Here is a 15,945-nt window from a genome sequence, read left to right as displayed (position 1 = left end):
CAAAACGAAAAGACCGAAACGCGCAATGCTGCGTTTCGGTCTTCACATTCCTGTCAGCCTGACGTGAGAAACAAGGCTCTGGGGCCTTCTCAGGCAGAAATCTGGCCCATTTCCTTGCGCAACTGGCTGCGCAAATTATCAATCGAAACAAGACGTCCGTCACATTTGTAGTGCCAGTATGTCCAGCCATTACAGGCCTGTGCGCCCTGAACCTGCGCGCCGACCTGGTGAATGGACCCCGCCGCATCCTTATGCGCAATCGAGCCATCGGCACGCACGAGTGCCGCGACATTGCCGCGATTGTCATAAATTTTATCGCCCGGTGCCAAAAGCCCCCGTTCGATCACCGCGCCAAAAGGAATGCGCGGCAGGGCACGTTTGGATTCGGTCAGTTCCAGGCTGTCACCATCAAGCATCTGCACCTTGCCAATGCGCTCGCGCGCGGCAGTTGCATACTCTTCCTCACGTTCAAGGCCAATAAAGTGGCGGCCCAAACGCCGTGCCGCCGCGCCGGTGGTGCCCGTGCCAAAGAACGGGTCCAACACCACGTCGCCCTGGCGGGTGGTTGCCATCAGCACACGTTGCAATAACGCTTCGGGTTTTTGGGTCGGATGGACCTTTTTGCCCTTGTCATCCTTCAGGCGCTCGCCCCCCGAACAAATCGGCAGCAACCAGTCGGAGCGCATCTGCAGCCCTTCATTAAGCTGCTTCATCGCCTCGTAATTAAAGGTAATGGCCTTTTGCTCGGCATTTTTGGAACACCACAACAATGTTTCATGCGCATTGCAAAACCGCTTGCCGCGGAAATTGGGCATGGGGTTGGTTTTGCGCCAGACAATGTCATTGAGGATCCAATAACCAATATCCTGCATCACCGTGCCAACACGATAGATATTGTGATAGGAACCAATCACCCAGATCGCGCCCGTGTCTTTCAAAACCCGGCGCGCAGCCTGTAACCATTGACGGCTGAATTCGTCGTAATGGTTAAAACTGTCAAATTGATCCCAATGATCATCAACCGCATCAACCTTGGTGTTGTTGGGACGCAGCAGGTCACCGCCCAATTGCAAATTATAGGGCGGATCGGCAAAGATCAGATCGACCGACTTTTCCGGCAGCGTGTTCATCAATTCGATGCAGTCGCCTACCAGAACCTGATCAAGCGGTAATGTTTGCTTCTTTGTCATAATGCCTTCACGGTTCCCCCTTGAAACTTGAGGAAATCATGGGCGCAAAAAGTTAACAGACTCCGAAAATTATTGCGGAGTCGCGACACTTTCGATGGAATTTCAGTTGTTTAGACAATCTTAACGGATAAGCGTCAAAAGACTGGGGAATTTTGCCTGGCAAAGCCGAGTCGCACTTGCGGATTCGTGAAAACAGGGAAATTCGGGCCGCGACGCGAAATTTCAGGTTTTCCGCAGAGTCCCGGCACACTTCCCCAAAAGTTCCGTTGCATCGCAAAAAATTTGCGCCAATTATTTTGGCAATGTTTCCTCGCTAGCCGCAAAATGCGGCAAAAATCAGAACAGGAATGCCAAATGTTTTACGAACCGGGTACAACTCCGCACAATCTTCCCCATGATCCGTTCAAGGCCTGCGTCGTTCCGCGCCCGATCGGCTGGATATCAACGCTTAGCCCCGAAGGAAACGCCAACCTGGCCCCCTATTCATTTTTCAACGCAATATGCGGCAACCCGCCAATGGTGATGTTTGGTGCCAGCGGGGCCTCGCGCGACAGTGCCGCCAATGCCCGGGCGACGGGTGAATTTGTCGTTGCTGTCACGCCCAAATCCATGCTGCGCGAAATCAATCTCTGTTCAGCTCCGCTTGGTGCAGAGGAAGATGAATTTGTTCATGCCGGGCTGGAAAAAATGCCCGCCAGCGTGGTGAAACCCCATTTGGTCAAGGGTGTGCCCATCCATATGGAATGCAAGGTGTTCCAGATTGTCGATCTGCCCGGCGGCACGACTGAACGGCCCAACAGCATGGTGATTGGCACCGTGGTCGGCCTGCATATTGACGATAACATTATCGTTGATGGCATGGTCGATATTACCAAATTCGAGCCCTTAACCCGGCTGGGCTATCAGGAATATGCGACAATTTCCGAAACCTTCACCGTCCGGCGCGAGGATTTCTGGTAATAAAAATTGACGGTCCGGCAGGTTATCTTTCCCCGACAGAAAAATAACCTGCCGGACAGATCAACATTCCGCGCATCAATCCACCCGGTATTTATGTTTTATATCTTACTTTTTACTCATGAAATAAAACATCACATTCATTCAACAAAAAAATTCACATAAAATACACCAATCATTAAAATTATTATCACTCATTTTATTTAAAATACCCTTGATCAGAATATCATATTTACTTCCGGTCCGGATAATACATCCGTTCTTTTCTTGATCAGGGGCGTTTTCAACCAATGAAACCGAAAATCATATCCGCCGGGATCACCGGCATTGCCTCCATACTTTATTTCGGCGCTGCCCAGGCAAACGATGTAAAGGTTTACGAAACAACCAGCGCCATAAATGATCTGGCCACTGTTCAGGCTGAAGGCGGCACACCACGACACCTGACAATCGGCTTTGGCTCTGCGGCTTATCGGCGCCCGTCGGATCCGGCCAACATGTTTTACGCCCTTTCGGATCGCGGCCCCAATTTTGTCTGTGATGATGTCCAGGACGTTTTTGGGGTTCCGGAAGATGCGATTTGTCACGGCAAAAAAGTGCGCATTTATCCGACACCGGATTACACACCGTCGATTTACAGCATCTTCCTGCACCAGGATGGCCGTTTTGACATCAAGGATGTCACAGCAATCAAAGATGAAACCGGCGTCCCCCTGACAGGGCTGACCAACAGGCTAACCGTCGCCAAAACCGAAAAACCGGTGGACATTAATGGCCGTCCGCTTGAACAGTCCGTATCGGCAATTGATTCGGAAGGTATTGTTCGCCTTTCGGATGGTTCCTACTGGATCGGCGAAGAAAACGCGCCTTCGATACTGCATCTGAGCATTGATGGCAAAGTACAGAACCGGATCGTCCCGGCCGGATCGGAACAGGATTTTGATGGCGCGGGTTATAAAGTAACCCCTGGCCTTCCGGCCATTCTGGTGAAACGCCAAACCAACCGCGGCATTGAATCGATGGCGGTTTCACCCGATGAAAGCAAACTGTATTTCATGATGCAGAACCCGCTCGCCAATCCCGATGCCGCGACTTACAAAAAGGCGAAAAACACCCGGCTGTTTGTTTATGACCGCGTCAATAACCGGCTCTCGGGCGAATATATCTATCAGCTTGATGACCCGCAAAGCTTCCGTAACGATCCGTCAGACAAGCAGAATGCCCCCCGTGTTTCCGAGGTCCTTGCCCTTGGCAATGATCGTCTTCTCGTCCTCGAACGCACAGATAAAACAACCAAACTCCACGAAGTTACCCTTGACGGCGCATCAAACATCCTTGGCACCCGCTGGGATGACATGTCCACCAGCCCCAGCCTGGAACAGGAAAACGACCTTTCCAAACTCGATTTGAAGGCCGTGCCCAAAACCCTGCGCTTTGACAGTGCCGATTACCCGCAGGCCCCCAACAAAATCGAGGGTCTGGCCATACTGGGGGATGGTTCAATCGCCATGATCAATGACAACGATTTTGGCATCAAAGGCGATCCGACCAACGTTTTTGTCATCAAGGATCTGGTCAAAGCCGACAAATACTGATCATCGGCAAACAAAAGACCCGACATCTCCGGCACAGCTTTTTGCGCCGTTACAAGCAGGCATGAAATTTGATCCTGGCAGGAAGCGCTTTTGTGGTGCTTCCTGCCTTTATGCGTTACAAAACCTGGCCGGCAAGGCGGGCTTTCCGTGATCGCTGCGCCATTTGCCGCTTTCACGGTGAAACAAAGCGCGGTAAAAGCAGCCCATGACAGAGATTTTTTCCGCACCTGACGGCATTGATGCCGTAATCGAACCGATGAACGCCACCGGCTATCTCGCCGCTGTGGGGTTCGAGGAGCAATTGCGCGCCGAACTGGGCGACGTTATTGAAACCCATGACCGGTTGATGTTTGCGCCTGGCCCGGAAAGACGGGTGTTCTGGGCGCAAAATGTCTGGCGCAATCCGGTTCGCATTGCCATTCCCTCGATCAAGGGGGCGGCCAAGATTTTGCGCTTTAACCAGCGCAACTGGGCGATGTTCAAATTTGACCATTTTTCTCGCGCCAAATTGATCGAGGCCAACCTGCCCCACGTTTCGGCAAAACGGCAGATTTTTGGTGAACCGGCCCCTACCGCGCCGCTGGGCTCCTGGACGCTGATTGACCCCGATACGATCATTGCCGCGATGGATTGTTCCAGCCCGTGGAAAAACGGCGAAGTCGAATTTGAAGAAGATAAGGTCACACCGCCCAACCGCGCCTATTTGAAATTGTGGGAGGCCTTCACCCGGCTGGGTGTGTTTCCACAGGAAGGCGAGATGACGATGGATATGGGCGGCAGCCCCGGTGGCTGGACCTGGGTTTTGCATGAAACCGGCGCATCGGTGATTTCGGTGGACAAGGCAAAGCTGGACCCGAAAATTGCCAGGCTGCCGCGCGTTGATTTCAGGCAGGAAAGTGCCTTTGGCCTTGATCCGGTAAAAACCGGACCAATTGACTGGCTGTGTTCGGATGTCATTTGTTACCCGGACCGCCTGTATCGGCTGGTCAATCAGTGGATGGAAACAGGGATGGCGACCAATTTCATCTGCACCATCAAAATGCAGGGCGATACCGACCACGCCGCCATTGCCCAATTTGCCGATATTCCGGGCTCAAAGGTGGTTCATCTTTACAATAACAAACATGAACTGACCTGGATGAAGGTACCCGGCGTAACAGACCAGTAAATATCGGGCATTTTATAAAAGAATGCGGCGAACCGTCACACGATGGTTCGCCGTTTTTTTACCTATTCCCCATCATGGTCAAAGGCCGGTATCGCCGGATCAAGCGGGTAATAATCGCCTTTGAAGGCACAAAATATCTGTGACTTGGTTTTCAGGCCCGATGGACCGTCCAGCGTACCGGGCGTAATCGCAATTCTTCTGGATCGTACCGCCCGCCAGAACAGGGCTGATCCGCATTCCTTGCAAAAACCGCGATCGGTTTTCTCCGACAGGCGATACCAGCGCAGGCCGCTCTCATTGCGCAGATGCAATTCGTCTTTATCGACATTGGCATAGGCACTGACATGGCCATGCAATTTGGCACACAAATGACAGTGGCAAAGATCCACATCTTCAATATTACCGCGCACTTCATAGCGCACCGCCCCACAATGGCAGCCGCCATGATGGCAGGTTTCATCCACAACGCCGGACTCTGTAACGTGCTGATCGGTATCGGGCATGGCGAATATCCTTATTATCTGGCGCAACAGCGCCTAATGGTGTCAGAGATCACCGATAAAATCCATATTTCAGGGCCAAAAGCAGGCTGCAGCAAGGCAAGAGTGGATCACCAGGCACAGAACCGCACCGCCTCGCCCATGTAATAATGTTTGAGATTGGCTGCACGGCGTCCTATTCTCGCCGGTCGGCGGGGAAAATGCGAACAACCCTTCACATGACGGGAAATTATGACCGATCTTTCTTATCATTATGATGTACTTGTCATCGGCAGTGGTGCTGCCGGTTTAAGCACCGCCCTCAAGGTAGCCCCCCATGTAAAGGTTGCCGTCCTGTCCAAGGGCAAAATCGACGACGGGTCCACCAATTGGGCCCAGGGCGGCATTGCTGCTGTGCTCGATGCTGCCGACAGCATTGAAAACCATGTCGAAGATACGCTCAATGCCGGTGCCGGTTTGTGCAAACGTGAAACCGTCGAATTTGTCGCGCGCAATGCCCCGGCAGCCATCCGCTGGCTGGATGAACTTGGCATCGATTTAACGCGCGACCCCGAAGGCGGCAATGACCAGCCCTTTCATTTAACGCGCGAAGGCGGGCACAGCCACCGCCGTATTGTCCATGCCGCCGATGCCACCGGCCGTGCCGTGCAAACCACCCTGCAAAAACAGGCCCTTGCCCATCCCAATATCGATATTTTTGAAAATTATCTGGCAATCGACCTGGTCACAGACCGCAAGCTGGGCGGTGAAGGCCGTCGCTGTGTCGGGGCTTATGCGCTGGATGTCAAATCCGGACGGGTCAAAAGTTTCAATGCGCGCACGGTGGTGCTGGCAACCGGCGGGGCCAGCAAGGTTTACCGCTTTACCTCCAACCCCGATGGTTCGACGGGTGACGGCATTGCAATGGCCTGGCGCGCCGGATGCCGGGTGATGAATATGGAATTCAGCCAGTTCCACCCCACCTGTCTGTATCACCCGCAGGCGAAGTCTTTTCTGATTTCCGAGGCCGTGCGCGGCGAAGGTGGCAAATTGCTACTTCCCGATGGTACGCGCTTTATGGACCGGTTTGACGAACGCGGCGAACTGGCCCCGCGCGATATTGTTGCCCGCGCCATTGACCATGAAATGAAACGCCTGGGCAGCGATTGTGTCTATCTGGATATTTCGCACAAGGGGGCGGATTTTATCCGTGAACATTTCCCCACCATTTACGAAACCTGCCTGGGTTTTGGCATTGATATGACCCGCGAACCGATCCCGGTGGTGCCCGCAGCCCACTATACCTGTGGCGGCATTTTAACCGACCTTCGCGGGCGCACCGATTTGACCGGCCTTTATGCCATTGGCGAATGCGCCGGCACCGGTCTGCACGGGGCAAACCGGCTGGCCTCCAACTCGCTGTTGGAATGTCTGGTGTTTGGCGATGCCGCCGCCAAGGACATTGCCGAGGCCCTGCCGGTGGATGACCGTTTCAACGATCTGCCGCCCTGGGATGAAACCGGCATTACCGATTCCGACGAGGAAGTGATCGTCGCCCATAACTGGGAACAGTTGCGCAACGTAATGTGGGACTTTGTCGGCATTGTCCGCACCACCAAACGCCTGCAACGCGCCCAGCACCGGGTGGATTTACTGCTGTCGGAAATTGATGAATATTACGGCAATTTCCGTGTTACCAATGACCTTCTGGAACTGCGCAACCTGTCGGTTGTGGCAAAGCTGATCATTCAGTCCGCGCTGTGGCGCCATGAAAGCCGTGGCCTGCATTTTACGACCGATTACCCGGAACGCGATGATTCCGCCACCCCGCGCCAGACCATTCAGGTCCCCGAGAACTTTGCCGGGCGCTGGGTTGTTTCAGGCCAGTGGAAAAGCTGATTTTACAGGAAATGACAACCATGTCTCATTCCGGCGAACAGAAAGAAACACCCGGCAAACTGATAGGCATCGGGCGCAAAGCTGCCCCCTATGCCCCGGTTGAAACACTGGATCTGGTTTCGGTGTCAACCGACCTTGGTGTTGAGGGCGACCATCGCGGCAAGCTTAAAAAGCGTAAAGTCACGGTGCTGGCCCTGGAAGACTGGCAGGCGGCCTGCAATGATATTGGCCGCCCGGACCTGGACTGGACGGTGCGTCGCGCCAACCTGCTGGTTTCCGGCTTTGCCCTGCCCCACGAGGTCGGCAGCCAATTTGCCATTGGCGATTTAATACTGGAGGTTTCAGGCGAAACCGATCCGTGCAAACGCATGGAAGAAGCCGCCACCGGCCTGGAGGAGGCCCTGCGCCCCAACTGGCGCGGCGGTGTAACCTGCCGGGTGATCAAAGGCGCAGAAATTGCCATTGGCGCACCTGTATGCCGGGTAATGACCGGTTAACCGCTTAACGCCAGCGTGCTGCCAGCCAGTGTTCCAACTGCTGGGGGCGATCGTCAAACAGGGCATCAAGCGCCAGCCAGGGATCATCATGAATCCCCAACAACCGCGCAAAGGCGGGTTCGGTTTTCAGGCCCGCCTGTTTTAAGGCCCGTATCTGTGCTGCGAAGGAATCCCCGCACACATGCAAAATGCGTGCTTCGACCACCATATGGCGAAACCCGTATTGCTGTGCTACCGGTTGACAGGTGGCAAAAATCTCCACCTGTTCATAACGGCTTACGCCATCCGACAGTGGAAATCTGACAACAACCGCCGGCCCGACATGAAGGGTCGCCTCACGCTCATGGCAATTATAGTCGCCAAATCGGTCAAATAGCCCCGGACATTGCGCCCAAAAGTCGGCCAAATCGGAGACGTGCAGCAAAATATCAATATCGGAAGACGCCAAATCCAGGCCCAGCGGAATGGTCCCCGCCACCACCGCGTCAAAAGGCATCAAGCGGTCCCAGAGCCCGGATGCCTGCAACAAACCCGCACAATGCCGCCCCCTTGCCCCGGCCCTGGGATGCAAAAGGGGTTTTATGCCACCAAAGTCCGCTGCCCGCAGGCCTTGCTGCCAGTCTGGCATGGGTTAAACCTCGTTCGTAACCATTTTCAGCATTCAAATTAACAGCGCCGATATACAAACGGGGGCCGATGAGGCACCCCGCCTGATATGGGAAAATTAACGAAAATCAACGGTCATTTATTGCTGTTACTGGGTTTCATGCGTCCCGGCATGGGCCAGAATTTCTTCGGCCTGGCGAATTTCCTGTTGCTGCGCCCACATTTCGCCATACAGCCCGCCTTGCGCCAGCAGATCCTGATGACGGCCACGTTCAGCCACCTGGCCATCGCGCAGCACAATGATTTCATCCGCGTCAATCACGGTCGAGAGCCTGTGCGCAATAACCAGCGTCGTATGCCCGCGTGAGACATCCCGCAACGCCTGCTGAATGTCTTTTTCCGTCCTGGTATCCAGGGCGGATGTGGCCTCGTCAAAAATCATGATTTGCGGGCGTTTAAGCAACATGCGTGCAATGGAAACACGCTGTTTTTCACCGCCCGAAAGTTTCAAACCGCGTTCGCCCACCTTGGTTTTAAAGCCTTCGGGCAGGCCGTTAATGAAATCGCGAATACTGGCAAGGGTGGCCGCATTATCAATTTCTTCCTGTCCGGCACCCGGGCGGCCATAGGCAATGTTATAGGCGATGGTATCGTTAAACAGCACCGTATCCTGCGGCACAATACCGATGGACCGACGCAACGACCCCTGGCTGACATCACGAATATCCTGACCGTCAATGGTGATGCGGCCACTTGAGACATCGTAAAACCGAAACATCAACCGGGTCAGGGTTGATTTGCCCGCCCCGCTGGGGCCGACCACCGCCACGGTTTTCCCGGCCGGGACCTCAAAGCTGACACCCTTTAAAATCTCGCGGTCGGGATTATAGGCAAAATGCACGTCCTCAAAACGCACCGTTGCCTCGCTGCACACCAAGTCCTTGGCTGATGCCCGGTCCTCAACCTCCCGGCCCACATCAAGCAGCGAGAACATGCGTTCCATATCGGTCAGGGACTGTTTGATCTGCCGGTACACAAATCCCAAAAAGTTGAGCGGCATATAAAGCTGCAAAAGGTAGGTATTGACCAAAACGAAGTCACCCACCGTCATATTGCCGTTTTTTACCCCGTTGGCGGCCAGCAGCATGTTCAAAACCAGCCCGACGGCAATAATCGCTCCCTGGCCGATATTCAGTTTGGAAAGGGATTCCTGCGATTTGACTGCCGCAGCCTCATAACCACGCAAGGCGCGATCATAACGCGCGGATTCATGGGCTTCGTTGCTGAAATATTTGACGGTTTCATAATTGATCAGGCTGTCGATGGCCTTGGTATTGGCCTCGTCATCGCGCTGGTTCATCTCGCGACGGTATTTCATGCGCCATTCGGTCACGATCAGCGTAAAGGCAATATAAATCACGATGGTGACAAAGGTGATCAGCGCGAACCAGACATCATAAAGCGCCCACAGAATGACCGAAACCATCACGATTTCCAGCAGCGTGGGCAAAATGTTAAACAGCATGAAGGAGAGCAGAAATTCGATCCCCTTTACGCCGCGTTCGATGGCCCGTGAAAGACCGCCCATCTGCCGATCCAGGTGAAACCGCAGCGACAGTGCATGAAGATGGTCAAAAACATTCAGGGCTGAATTGCGAATGGCCCGCTGCGCCACCTTGGCAAACACCGCATCACGAATTTCACCAAAGGCCGAGGATAAAACCCGCACCAGACCATAGCCAATAATCAGGCTGACAGGCACCGTCACCAGGGCCGCCGCACTGCCAGCAGCGGCTTCTTTACCACCGCCCAGGGCATCAACGGCATATTTATACAAAACCGGCACATAAACGTTGGCAACCTTTGCGCCGACCAGGAACAAAAGTGCCACAACGACACGTATCTTTAATTCTTTTTCACCCTTGGGCCACAGATAGGGCAAAAAAGTTTTGATCACACCCAAATCGGCGCGGGCGGATGATTCTTTGGCACCCGATTGTTTCACATCTTTTTCCTTTTATCCCCGTCCCCGATATGGGTTTTAATTCACCTTAAAAGATGTCCTAGTCTCGTTTCCCTATACCCATGCCTCACAAATGGCCCGTAAAGTGCAATTTGGCAAGCATCACATTATGAGCATCCTGCAAACTGACGGCCTTGTCATGCAAGCAAAGACAAAAAAGGCGTTCCCCGCCTGACAGGGAACGCCCCAAATAGGCAGTGCAGGCGTGCGACCTAGTGCGCCGAACCATAAAGGCGGCGGTCAAACAGGCCACTGTCGCGGAAACGATAAAGCGACTTGGCAATTGCCAGCACGGCAAGATCGATCAGCGGTTCCACCAGCACAACCGTCATATAGGCCGCGCCAAAGCTGGCAACATGAGCGATATTGGCCGCACCAAAACCCTGGCCATAAAACGCCCAAAACGCCACCCAGCACACAATCCCGCCCTGATAGGAGGTCGATAATGCCAGCGCCTGCAGATAGGACACATCCTTATAGGCGGTTTTGGCCGGAATGATTTTACGGGCAAGGGCCGCCATCGCAAATAACGGCACCAAAAGTGTTGTCAGGTTAATGCCATATTGCGGCAGATCGAACGGGGCAAAAAACACGCCCTGCAGCAACAACCCCAAGGCAAGGCCGATGGCTGCCGGGGCCGCCCCGAAAATCAGAAACAGGGTTGATCCCAATATCAGGTGAACTTCCGACACCCCGACGGGGTGATGCGGCAACACTTCAAAAAAGACAAATACCAGCAATGTTGTGATGACACTGCGCACCAGAAGCGAGCCCAGACCATCGCGCTTGATGGTATCAACGGCCATTTTCCCGGCCACACCCACCGTGCCGGTTGCCGTGGCATAGCTTAATGCGATTTTGGCGCCATCAACAACGCCAGGTTCAATGTGCATAACAGGTTCCTTTCTTGCACCCACCGTGCAGGGACAGGCCGGTAAACCGGCACTGTCAGTGATAAAAATTCGGGCAGGTCTCCTGACTTGTGCCGATTGTTGCTATTCCGCCTTCCCGGGATTTCCCCAGTGGCATCAAGGAAGCAACCAGCACCTACAGTTGCGGGGGCAGTTATGGACTGGGCACAATGCCGTCACCATATTCCCTATTATTCCGTCGCGGACACAGCCGGGACGAAACCCGAAATGTCACGTTACCAGACGCGCCCATAAAGCGATAAGGTTTTTCAAACGTCAAAGGCGAAAAAAGCACACAGTTTATATCCGTAATAAACCGCAGGCTTTCCTGTCACCAAGGTGATTGCAGTTCAGGACGGGCCGGACTATGTTGCTAATTTGTTGACGATTTTACAATTTGAGGCCGCGCCGCTGTCCCATGCGGTGCCCAATGACGGAAACAGGACCATGACGGCACTTGCCAGCATCGAAAACCAGGACCTTCATCAGTTAATGCTGAATATCGGGATCGCCGCGCGCGATGCCGCCCTGATTTTGGCCCAGGTCCCGTCACAGCCAAAAATTGATGCCCTGAATTTGGCCGCCCGCCTGATTCGCGAAAATGCCGACAAAATCCTGGCCGCCAATGCCATTGACATGGAAGGCGGCCGCAAAAAAGGCCTGAGTGCTGCCCTGCTGGACCGACTGGAGCTGACCCCGGCACGGATTGAAGCAATGGCAAAGGGCGTTGAAGACGTCGCCAGACAAAATGACCCCGTTGGCCGGGAAATGGCGCGCTGGACGCCGGAACATAACGGGCTGGATATTGCGCGCGTTTGTGTGCCGCTGGGTGTTATTGGCATCATTTATGAAAGCCGCCCCAACGTAACCGCCGATGCCGCCGCGATGTGCCTGAAATCGGGCAATGCCGCCATTTTGCGCGGCGGATCGGAAAGCTTTAATTCGTCACGTACGATTTTTGATTGCATGCAGCAGGGCGTGATCGAAGCGGGCCTGCCCGAAGCCAGCATTCAAATGATCCCGGTGACGGATCGTGCTGCCGTGGGCGAAATGCTGAAACTGTCGGACTATATTGATGTTATCGTGCCGCGCGGGGGCAAGTCGCTGATTCAGCGCATCACCGATGAAAGCCGGATTCCGCTGTTTAAACATCTGGAAGGGCTGTGCCACACCTATATCCATGCCAGCGCCAGCCCGGCAAAGGTTTGCGATATTGTGGTCAATGCCAAAATGCGCCGTGTCGGTGTGTGCGGCTCAACCGAAACCATTTTGATTGACCGTGACGTTGTCGCCAGCCTGCTGCCGCAGGTGATTGCTGCCCTGAAGGATGCCGGTTGTGAAATGCGTGGCGATGAAACCGTCTGCAGCCTGGATGACACGATCAAGCCGGCGACCGAGGAAGACTGGTCAACCGAATATCTTGATGCGATTGTGTCGATCAAAACGGTGGATGGGGTTAAGGATGCCGTTCATCACATCAATCATTACGGATCGCACCATACCGATGCCATCCTGACCGAAGATGACACCGCAGCGACCGCCTTTCTGAATGGGGTGGATAGCGGAATTGTCATCGTCAATGCCTCCACCCAGTTTGCCGATGGCGGGGAATTTGGCATGGGCGCGGAAATTGGCATTTCAACCGGCAAGCTGCATGCGCGCGGTCCGGTCGGCGTTGAGCAACTGACCAGCTATAAATATGTGGTGCGTGGCACCGGGCAAACCCGCCCGTGATGAAGGTTCGCATTCCGCGCCGTCATAATGCACCACCCCGAGTCGGATTACTGGGCGGGTCATTCAACCCCGCCCACGAGGGGCATTTGCATATCTCACTCGAGGCATTAAAGCGCCTGGAACTTGATGAGGTATGGTGGCTGGTCTCGCCGCAAAATCCGCTCAAGTCGCACGAGGGCATGGCAGAACAGGATGCGCGCTTTGATTCTGCCGAATTGATTGCACAACATCCCCGCATTGTCGTTTCTGCAATTGAAACCCAGCTTGGGACCCGCTATACGGCCGACACACTTGCAGCCTTGCAGCGGCGTTTTACCCAAACGCGATTTGTCTGGCTGATGGGAGCGGATAACCTGGCCCAGTTTCATCGCTGGAAATTCTGGGAGAAACTGATTCATCACGCCCCCATTGCGGTTCTTGATCGCGAGGGTTATTCTGATAAAGCATTGCGCGGCACGGCGGCAAAGCGTATGGAACGCTGGCGCATTGCCGCAGAAAAGGCAGGTTTGCTGGCCGATATGGATACACCAGCTTGGGTTTACCTGCCGATACGGCGCCATCCGGCTTCTTCTACGGCAATTCGTGCCGAAGGCCGGTGGCAGGTTTGACCTGTGGGTGTTTTATGTCCGCACAATGATGGCGGCAAACATCCACCCCAAATTAAGGTGGCGACAATAATTACTGCGAAAAAAAGCCTGACACCAAGCGAGTTGCTTGCGCTCATTCAGGAAACTTTGAACGATGACAAGGCCGAAGATCTTGTTACCATTGATTTGACCGACAAAACGGCAATGGCCGATTATATGATTATCGCATCGGGTTCCAGCTCGCGTCGGGTGGCCTCGATGGGTGAACATATTGTCGAGGCCCTGAAAGATGCCGGACAGGGCCGCGCCGCAGCCGAAGGCACCGAACAGGGTGACTGGGTGCTGGTTGATGCCGGTGATGTGATCATTCACCTGTTCCGCCCGGAAGTCCGCGCCTTTTATAACATCGAACAGATGTGGGGCGTTGAAAACCCGGCCCTGAAACAGCAGGCCGCCCGGCTGTACTGATCGGCAAGCTGATGGATGTGCCCGGCATTATGCCGGGCCATGTCTCTGCTCGTTTGACAGGGCCTTACAATACATGTCAGGCCCGGGGCATATATTTTTTGCACCGCCAGAACTGCTGCCCGTCCTTTGCCCGGCACATCCCCCCCGGCAGCTTGCATTCCCCCAGACGGACGACCACACGCATGCAAATTACCCTTGCCGCCGTAGGCCGTATCAAGGCAGGCCCGGAAAAAGACCTGTTTGATCATTACATTGCCCGCCTGCGTTGGCCCTTTACCCTGCGGGAAGTCGAAGAAAAGAAAAAACTGCCTCCGGCCCAGCTCAAGGCGCGCGAGGCGGAATTGCTTTTGGGTGTGATCCCGGAAAATGCCTTTCTGATTGCACTTGACGAACGGGGCCGCGAATATGGCTCCATCGATTTTGCCCAAAAACTCGAAGGCTGGATCGACCAGCATGGCGGCAACATCGCCTTTGCCATTGGCGGTGCCGATGGTCATGGCGATGCCCTAAAGGCCCGGGCAAACGCCCTGTGGTCGCTCGGCAAGGCCACCTGGCCCCATATGCTGGTGCGCGCCCTGATCGCCGAACAGCTTTTTCGCGCCCATGCCATCCAAACCAACCATCCCTATCATCGAGAATAGCAGATAAGTTTGTATTCTTATATTGAAGTTTAATTGATAAATGGAGTTACGTTGGCTAATGTCCTCTTCTAATTCTCAAGGGGGACAGAAAATGAAAAGCGTAATTTTTCTAATATCATCAAGCTTAATTTTATCTGCCTGTGCAAGCGGGAAAGTAACACTTCAGCCACCTTCCCAAAAAATAGAAATCGAAAATGAAAAAGTCATCGACAAAGATTTCAATACTGCCTGGGATGACTATGTTGCAGAGCTCTCTAAGAGTTTTTTTGTTATAAACAATATATCAAAAGATAGCCATATCATTAACGTTTCGTTCTCAACGAACAAACCGAGCGATTTTGTAGACTGCGGTACCTCCGTGGTTAACACTAAGCATCCAGTTCTTGGGGAAAAAAATTTCCGTTACAAAGTGGCCGATAGCATTTCATATTGGCTTGGTGTCAACGGTACTAATAATATTGTCCAAAGAGAGAGGTCAACGTCGCTTGACGGACGTGTCAACATTTACATGACACCAAAAGACAAAAAAACTTTTCTTCGAGTCAACGCCAATTATGTGATGAAAATTTTTGTATCTCAAGGAAATGCGCCGTTTGTAGACAGCCGTGAATATTCGACTACTTTCCCAACCAATTCAATTGGAAAGTTTTCAGATGGAAATTACTGTCGAGCAACAGGCCGCCTAGAAGAAGATTTAATGAAACTGGCCAATTAAAGATCAAATGCTCCGTCTCATTTGCATACAGACGGAGCATTTAATACGCTAACAAGAATTAAGAACAAGGTTATTATTTCAACCGGTATTCCATCTTCACCACACCGGACTCATAAATTTGTGTTGCAACCGGTGTCGGGTGCAGATGGCTGCTATCTTTGTCAAATAGCGAGATCCCCTCACCCAGAACAACGGGGATAACAAACATATCGAGCTTATCCACCATGTTTGCATACAGGAACTGATTAATCACACTCGCCCCGCCAACAATCCAGACATCACCATTATCCAGACGTTCATTGTGCAGGGCTTCGGTCAGCTCCATCAGGCTGCCACCAAAGGCGACAGTGTTTTCCGGTGCATCATCATCAAGCGGATGGGACGTCAGCACAATGGTGCGACGGTCGCCATAAGGCCATTCGCCATAAGACATTACCTGATCAAATGGACACCCGCAAAAACCTATCGCGTCAGG

The 15,945-nt window shown here is 53.4% G+C and carries 16 protein-coding genes and 1 riboswitch; of the genes, 10 read left to right on the top strand and 6 right to left on the bottom strand.

The window, feature by feature from the left end:
* Window positions 1-89: 89 nt before the first annotated feature.
* Complete coding sequence (locus tag TH25_RS06160; protein WP_114087558.1) at window positions 90-1,190, bottom strand: site-specific DNA-methyltransferase; 1,101 nt, start codon at window positions 1,188-1,190, stop codon at window positions 90-92.
* A gap of 354 nt (window positions 1,191-1,544) precedes the next feature.
* On the opposite strand from TH25_RS06160, the gene TH25_RS06155 reads away from it, so the two are divergent.
* The 3 genes from TH25_RS06155 (at window position 1,545) to TH25_RS06145 (ending at window position 4,910) form a co-directional block, all read left to right on the top strand.
* Complete coding sequence (locus TH25_RS06155; protein ID WP_114087557.1) at window positions 1,545-2,150, top strand: flavin reductase family protein; 606 nt, start codon at window positions 1,545-1,547, stop codon at window positions 2,148-2,150.
* Between the two features lie 287 nt (window positions 2,151-2,437).
* On the top strand, window positions 2,438-3,742 hold the full coding sequence (locus tag TH25_RS06150; RefSeq protein ID WP_114087556.1) for an esterase-like activity of phytase family protein: 1,305 nt from the start codon (window positions 2,438-2,440) through the stop codon (window positions 3,740-3,742).
* Window positions 3,743-3,947: 205 nt separating this feature from the next.
* Entirely contained in the window at window positions 3,948-4,910 is a 963-nt protein-coding gene (locus tag TH25_RS06145; protein WP_114087555.1) for an SAM-dependent methyltransferase, read from the top strand.
* Between the two features lie 62 nt (window positions 4,911-4,972).
* Here TH25_RS06145 and TH25_RS06140 read toward each other — a convergent pair whose 3' ends face one another.
* Window positions 4,973-5,413 carry a GFA family protein gene (locus tag TH25_RS06140; protein WP_114087554.1) on the bottom strand — a complete coding sequence of 147 codons (441 nt, stop codon included), beginning with the start codon at window positions 5,411-5,413 and terminating at the stop codon, window positions 4,973-4,975.
* A 228-nt stretch (window positions 5,414-5,641) separates the two neighbouring features.
* On the opposite strand from TH25_RS06140, the gene nadB reads away from it, so the two are divergent.
* Together nadB and TH25_RS06130 are read left to right on the top strand one after the other, a co-directional pair.
* Window positions 5,642-7,288 (top strand): L-aspartate oxidase, encoded by a 1,647-nt coding sequence (nadB, locus tag TH25_RS06135; RefSeq protein WP_181847439.1) that lies wholly within the window; start codon window positions 5,642-5,644, stop codon window positions 7,286-7,288.
* A 20-nt stretch (window positions 7,289-7,308) separates the two neighbouring features.
* Window positions 7,309-7,785 carry an MOSC domain-containing protein gene (locus TH25_RS06130; protein WP_114087765.1) on the top strand — a complete coding sequence of 159 codons (477 nt, stop codon included), beginning with the start codon at window positions 7,309-7,311 and terminating at the stop codon, window positions 7,783-7,785.
* Window positions 7,786-7,789: 4 nt separating this feature from the next.
* Here TH25_RS06130 and TH25_RS06125 read toward each other — a convergent pair whose 3' ends face one another.
* The 3 genes from TH25_RS06125 to TH25_RS06115 form a co-directional block, all read right to left on the bottom strand.
* The gene (locus TH25_RS06125; protein WP_114087552.1) at window positions 7,790-8,413 is read right to left on the bottom strand and encodes a DUF4269 domain-containing protein; all 624 of its coding nucleotides are present in this window, start codon (window positions 8,411-8,413) and stop codon (window positions 7,790-7,792) included.
* A gap of 126 nt (window positions 8,414-8,539) precedes the next feature.
* The gene (locus TH25_RS06120) at window positions 8,540-10,396 is read right to left on the bottom strand and encodes an ABCB family ABC transporter ATP-binding protein/permease (RefSeq protein ID WP_114087551.1); all 1,857 of its coding nucleotides are present in this window, start codon (window positions 10,394-10,396) and stop codon (window positions 8,540-8,542) included.
* Between the two features lie 230 nt (window positions 10,397-10,626).
* On the bottom strand, window positions 10,627-11,307 hold the full coding sequence (locus TH25_RS06115; protein ID WP_114087550.1) for an energy-coupling factor ABC transporter permease: 681 nt from the start codon (window positions 11,305-11,307) through the stop codon (window positions 10,627-10,629).
* 55 nt (window positions 11,308-11,362) lie between these two features.
* A riboswitch (cobalamin riboswitch) is annotated at window positions 11,363-11,567 on the bottom strand.
* A gap of 205 nt (window positions 11,568-11,772) precedes the next feature.
* Between TH25_RS06115 and TH25_RS06110 the strand changes: the two genes are divergently transcribed.
* The 5 genes from TH25_RS06110 (at window position 11,773) to TH25_RS06090 (ending at window position 15,470) form a co-directional block, all read left to right on the top strand.
* A complete protein-coding gene (locus TH25_RS06110) occupies window positions 11,773-13,059 on the top strand; it encodes a glutamate-5-semialdehyde dehydrogenase (protein ID WP_114087764.1) in 1,287 nt (428 codons plus the stop codon).
* Window positions 13,059-13,667 (top strand): nicotinate-nucleotide adenylyltransferase, encoded by a 609-nt coding sequence (locus tag TH25_RS06105; protein ID WP_114087549.1) that lies wholly within the window; start codon window positions 13,059-13,061, stop codon window positions 13,665-13,667. Before TH25_RS06110 ends, TH25_RS06105 begins: the two co-directional genes overlap by 1 nt.
* 3 nt (window positions 13,668-13,670) lie before the next feature.
* Window positions 13,671-14,114 carry a ribosome silencing factor gene (gene rsfS, locus TH25_RS06100; RefSeq protein WP_309471284.1) on the top strand — a complete coding sequence of 148 codons (444 nt, stop codon included), beginning with the start codon at window positions 13,671-13,673 and terminating at the stop codon, window positions 14,112-14,114.
* 182 nt (window positions 14,115-14,296) lie between these two features.
* The gene (gene rlmH / locus TH25_RS06095) at window positions 14,297-14,755 is read left to right on the top strand and encodes a 23S rRNA (pseudouridine(1915)-N(3))-methyltransferase RlmH (RefSeq protein ID WP_114087548.1); all 459 of its coding nucleotides are present in this window, start codon (window positions 14,297-14,299) and stop codon (window positions 14,753-14,755) included.
* Between the two features lie 91 nt (window positions 14,756-14,846).
* Entirely contained in the window at window positions 14,847-15,470 is a 624-nt protein-coding gene (locus TH25_RS06090) for a hypothetical protein (protein ID WP_114087547.1), read from the top strand.
* 73 nt (window positions 15,471-15,543) lie between these two features.
* Here TH25_RS06090 and TH25_RS06085 read toward each other — a convergent pair.
* The coding region (locus TH25_RS06085) for a dihydrofolate reductase family protein (protein WP_220151354.1) at window positions 15,544-15,945 on the bottom strand (402 nt) is incomplete at its 5' end.

Source organism: Thalassospira profundimaris, assembly GCF_003326755.1.
Lineage (GTDB): Bacteria > Pseudomonadota > Alphaproteobacteria > Rhodospirillales > Thalassospiraceae > Thalassospira > Thalassospira profundimaris_B.
This window is presented reverse-complemented; position numbering and strand designations above follow the sequence as displayed.